Origin of the sequence: Actinoallomurus acaciae (assembly GCF_042429965.1) — a bacterium.
GTDB lineage: Bacteria > Actinomycetota > Actinomycetes > Streptosporangiales > Streptosporangiaceae > Actinoallomurus > Actinoallomurus acaciae.
Genome location: NZ_JBHLZP010001095.1, coordinates 1 through 1,120 on the forward strand (window position 1 = coordinate 1; position 1,120 = coordinate 1,120).

The 1,120-nt window shown below is 73.6% G+C and carries 1 protein-coding gene; it reads left to right on the top strand.

Features of this window, described 5'->3' with window-relative positions:
- Positions 1-147: 147 nt before the first annotated feature.
- Positions 148-1,120 (top strand): sugar ABC transporter ATP-binding protein (locus tag ACFFNX_RS50775; RefSeq protein ID WP_378213674.1); only part of this gene is annotated, 973 nt, incomplete at its 3' end.

A 1,120-nucleotide genomic window follows, 5' to 3' on the forward strand; every position in this document is an offset into this window, starting at 1 on the left:
ACTCCCCGCCCTCCCAGACACTCCCCGCCCTCCCAGGGGGCGCCGACCCCACTTCCATTGTCAAGCCACCCCACACCCCAAAGGAAGAGCACATCCACGGCTGTGGAAAACCCACGACCCAACCGAGACAGGCCCTAGGGGGTGTCCGTGCCGGATGAGGACGGTCCGCTGCTCGAGGTGAGCGGCGTCGTCAAACGCTTCACCGGGGCCCTCGCCCTCGACGGGGTCTCGCTGGAGCTGGCCCCCGGGCAGGTGCACGCACTGGTCGGCGAGAACGGCGCGGGCAAGTCCACCCTGATCAAGGTGATCACGGGCGTGTACCGCCCCGACGAGGGCACGGTGCGCCTCGCGGGGCGGCCCGCCGACTTCGCCGGCCCCCTGGAGGCCCAGCGTGCCGGCATCCAGGCCGTCCACCAGGAGATCGGCCTGGTTCCGGCGCTGAGCGTGGCGCGTAACCTGCTCCTCGGCCGGGAGCCGCGCCGCCGGTTCGGCACCCTCGACGTCGGGCGCATGCACCGGGAGGCCGAGCGGATCCTGGCCTCGTACGGCATCGACGTCGACGTCCGCCGCCCGCTGCGGTCCCTGGGCGTCGGTGTGCAGCAGATGGTCGCGCTGGCCCGCGCCGTCTCCGTCGACGCCCGCGTGGTCGTCATGGACGAGCCGACGTCGTCCCTGGAACCCCGCGAGGTGGAGACGCTGTTCGGCGTCGTCCGCCGGCTTCGCGAGCGGGCCGTCTCGGTGATCTACGTCAGCCACCGCCTGGACGAGCTGTACCGGATCTGCGACGGTGTCACCGTGCTGCGTGACGGCCGGGTCGTCCATCAGGGCCCGCTCGCCGACGTGGAGCGGCTGCGCCTCGTCTCGCTGATGCTCGGGCGTCCGGTGCCCGACGTCCAGGACGGGGTCACCCGGTTCTCCGGCGGCCACGACGCGGCGCGTGCGACCCCGGTCGTCGAGGCGTCCGGCCTCACCCGCCGGCACGTCCTGGACGACGTGTCGGTCGCGATCCGGCCCGGCGAGATCGTCGGCCTCGGCGGCCTGCTCGGCGCGGTCCGTACCGAGACCGCCAAGGCGATCGCCGGCGCGCTGCCGCTCGACGGCGGGCGGGTGACCGTGGCCG